This window comes from Mesorhizobium sp. M7A.F.Ca.US.006.04.2.1, assembly GCF_004022915.1.
In the GTDB taxonomy this organism is placed as follows: domain Bacteria; phylum Pseudomonadota; class Alphaproteobacteria; order Rhizobiales; family Rhizobiaceae; genus Mesorhizobium; species Mesorhizobium ciceri.
The window spans coordinates 1-3,588 of record NZ_RZQA01000686.1; the positions used below are offsets into that span (position 1 = coordinate 1).

The 3,588-nt window shown below is 58.6% G+C and carries 2 protein-coding genes and 1 pseudogene; 1 reads left to right on the forward strand and 2 read right to left on the reverse strand.

The features are described 5' to 3' along the window. Positions 1-2,050 (reverse strand): annotated as a pseudogene (locus EN925_RS28050) (autotransporter); the annotation flags it as partial. Positions 2,051-2,289: 239 nt separating this feature from the next. Then, positions 2,290-3,015 (reverse strand): hypothetical protein, encoded by a 726-nt coding sequence (locus EN925_RS28055; protein ID WP_013525277.1) that lies wholly within the window; start codon positions 3,013-3,015, stop codon positions 2,290-2,292. Positions 3,016-3,223: 208 nt separating this feature from the next. Between EN925_RS28055 and EN925_RS28060 the strand changes: the two genes are divergently transcribed. Next, on the forward strand, positions 3,224-3,588 hold a 365-nt coding region (locus EN925_RS28060; RefSeq protein ID WP_245487324.1), incomplete at its 3' end, for a caspase family protein.

The following is a 3,588-nucleotide window of genomic DNA, read 5'->3' on the forward strand; positions in this document are numbered from 1 at the left end:
GCGGTATGTCGGTCGGCTCGGCAAATTGCGGCGTGCCGAGCAGGTTGACGATGATGGTATTGGCGCCGGTTGCCGAAAACGCATCGGCAATGAGCTGATCCGACTGAGATGTCTGCTGGTTGATGTCGAGGCCGATGCTGGCACCGTTGAGGGTGAGGCCGCCTAGCGTCAACACATCGCCAGCGACACCGTTCGTCATGTCGATCAGCGAATTCGTCGCGATGATCGAACCCGGCATGGTGACGTTGCCGTTGATGAACAGCGTCGAGCCACTGCCCAGGTTGAGGTGGTTGATGCCTTGTATGCCGCCGTTGAAGCGCAGCGTGGAATTGTCGGAGGAAAAATTGTCGAAGCCGGTAAAGTTCTGGCTCTTGCCGCCGGCAGCGAGATCGGTGCCGGTGATGGTGCCGTTGGCGCCCGTGCCGCTGAACAGAACGCCATCGCTCAAATTGAGTGGGTCAACCGCACCGATGCCGTCGATCACGAGCGTGTCGGGACCAAGACCGGTAATGTTACCGCCGATCGTGCCGCCCGACAGATGGACATGCTCGGCGTCTATGCCGCCCGTGATGGTGCCGCCGGTGACCGAGACATTGTCGAAGCCGGCGCCGCCGGAAACGCTGGATCCGATGGCGCCGCCGCTGATGACAATCAGATCGTCACCGACATCGCCGGTGACCTCTCCCGCAAGCACGCCGCCGGAGACCAATATCTGATCGTTGCCGTCGTTGCCTTCCAGAAAACTGTTTATGGTGCCGCCGCGCAGCGTAATAACATCATTGCCGGCACCACCGCTTACCGCACCCGCAAGAGTGCCGCCGGTCATGTCGAAGGTGTCGTCACCATCCTCCAGCCCGACAGAATCCGTGCCCTCCCCACCCTCACCTGGGTCGATGCCGACACTGGCGTTGCCCGAGATCGATACGCTGTCGTCCTGGCTGCCGGCATAGATCGAGCCGTCGACCGTGCCGCCGCTGACGGTATAGGTGTTGCCGCCGCCTTCGCCGAACACCGAGCCGGTCACATGGCCCGCGGTCATGTTGAAAATGTCGGCGCCGCCCGCAAGATCAACGATGCCCGGCGATATGGTTGTGCCGACGGTTCCACCGTCGATGTTGACGGTGTCGTTGCCATCGTTGCCGAAAATGCTGCCGCCTATGGTGGCGTTGCCACTGACCGTTATTGTGTCGTTGCCGGCCTCTCCATCGATATCCAATTCGATTGCGGTATTGCCGCCGATGCTGACCTGGTCGTCGCCGGCCCCGGCATCCACGGCCTCGACGTTGCCTCCCCCTATGGTAATGGTATCACCGCCCTCACCCCCAGAGATGATACCGACGATTGGCTCGCTGAAAAAAACGCCTTCCTCGACCTCGAGGATACCGACCGATATCAGGTCGTCACCGATGCCACCGGTCACATTGCCGACCTGTGTGCCGCTGCCGGATATCACGACACTGTCGACACCATCTCCAAGATCGATGTCGTGGATGCTGCCGGCCTGGATGATAACGGTGTCATCGCCCGCCCCGGCGTCGAGATTGGCGTCGACATTTGGGGCGAACGGATCGCCCGACAAATCCCCATAGGACATCTCGAACCGGTCGTTGCCGCCAAAGAGTTCGAGGGTCCCCTCTGCCGACTGCAAGGATGTCGTTGCCGATGACGTTACCGGCGGCAGGCCACTTATGACGGGGGTAGGCGTGCTGTTGTCCAGGATACCGCCAAAGATGCTAACAATGTCATCGCCGTTTCCGTCATAATCGTTGACGATGACTGTTGACGAGTCGTTGGCTTGCCCCTTGTATCCCGCGAACCCCGTCGTGAATACGCCGCCGACATCCTGGACGTTTCCAGTTGTGCTGCACTCGACCGTGACCGATGTCGTTTCGAACGTCGTTTCGGCCGAGATGCCTGAGCCGACTGTTGTACCAGCACCGCTTGCGATAGCCGAGCACGCTTCCGCGCCAGATATCTGCAACGTGGATGCCGCCGCTAACGCAAGCAACGAAACACCCGCCAATTGATAGGCCTCGCGCGGCACTCTCATTCGATCCCACCTTACGAGAATCGATACCGTCACAGTTAAGGCAATTACAATAAATCACCGGCCCTTCAATGGGGCTCGTTGACTTGATTGACAGGCAGTGTACGCAGCGCGCTGCTCGTCGGCAATGGTTAGGCGTTCGCTCTCAGGCCACTATAAGGTCATGTGTGGCGACAAGGTCACTATCGAACTCAGATTGAACCGCTCAGATGCAGTACGACGCGGTACAAGGACGCGAACATCTAGAGGTCAGAATAGGCTGCCGAAACGGTCAGGCTTCCCGCGTGGGCAACCTTGCGGTCGTAACTTGCCCATATTTCCCCGCCGCACTGCTGGGCCCAGCGATGACAAAAAGAAAAATCGGTAGGCAAGTCCACGTCCGGCGTCACGATCTTCGAAAATGGCGTCAGAAAGCTCTCGAACTGTGCGGCGTATTTGTTTTTTCTGTAGCGCGACCGGTTCACCGTTTCGGGCAGTTTCTCAATTATCCTGGCGACGCAGTCGCGCGAAACCAAGAAGATACCCGTGCCACATAGCGATACCCGCACAAAGCCGCCCATCTCCTGCCGCGGTTCGATGATGGTTCCGAGGAACTCCAGGCTTTGCGCAAAGGCCTTGTCGAACGGCAGTTTCGACAGCGAGTGAAGTTTGCGAAGGTCGACCAGACGCCGCGGATACAAAGTTCCGACTACAGGCTTGTCGAGCGCCAGCATCGCGGCAATGAGATCGGGCGAAAAGCCCATGTCGCTGTCGATCATCAGGATGTGACTGCAGTCCAGCTTCTTGTAGTAGAAATTCGTGAGCAGATAGTTCCGAGAAAACGGTATATCCGTGTACTCGATTTCCGACAGCGTGAACGCGTAGCTGGAAAGGCTTTCGTGAGTCAGGGCCGCAAAAAGGCTGCGAACGAATACGCTTTTGTAGGCTGCTCCGTAAACCGGCAGCGCGAGGTTGATCTTGGTCGGCATCGAGCCCTCCACGGTCCAGTGACTGCATACAAATCCCTTTTTCCTATCTTTGACAGGATACTTGGTATAAAAATTTGCGGGCCTTTGGCGGCACGGGGTCCAAACGCTCGGGCAGATTGCGTTTGCGTCTGGTGCGTTCGAAGGCCGCCGGATCAAGATTGACGCAGGCTGGAACGAGCATGCCGATATGACCCACCGCCACGGATACTTGCGCATCCCGCTGCTCATGCTTTTCGCGATTTTGAGCACGATCGACGTTCGCGCCGCGGTCGAACAGAACGCCTCATTACAGCCGCGCAACCGGCTGGCGATCGTCATCGGCAACACGAACTACCAGAGCAAGCGTCTCGAGCACCTCGCCAACGCGGTCAACGATGCGACGAAACTGTCCGACAGCCTGAAGCGGCTGAACTTTGAGGTTCTGACTGGAACCGATCTTACCGCCGATGGCTTCGTCAAGCTTTTCCATGACGCCGAGGCGAAGCTGCCCGAAAGCAGCGCCGTGCTGATCTTCTACGCCGGCCACGGCATGCAGGTGCAGGGCGAAAACTACCTGCTACCGATCGATACGCC

Coding starts and splice junctions, on each gene's coding strand:
- EN925_RS28055 (WP_013525277.1), bottom strand. CDS start 3,015: ATGCCGACCAAGATCAACCTCGCGCTGCCGGTTTACGGAGCAGCCTAC.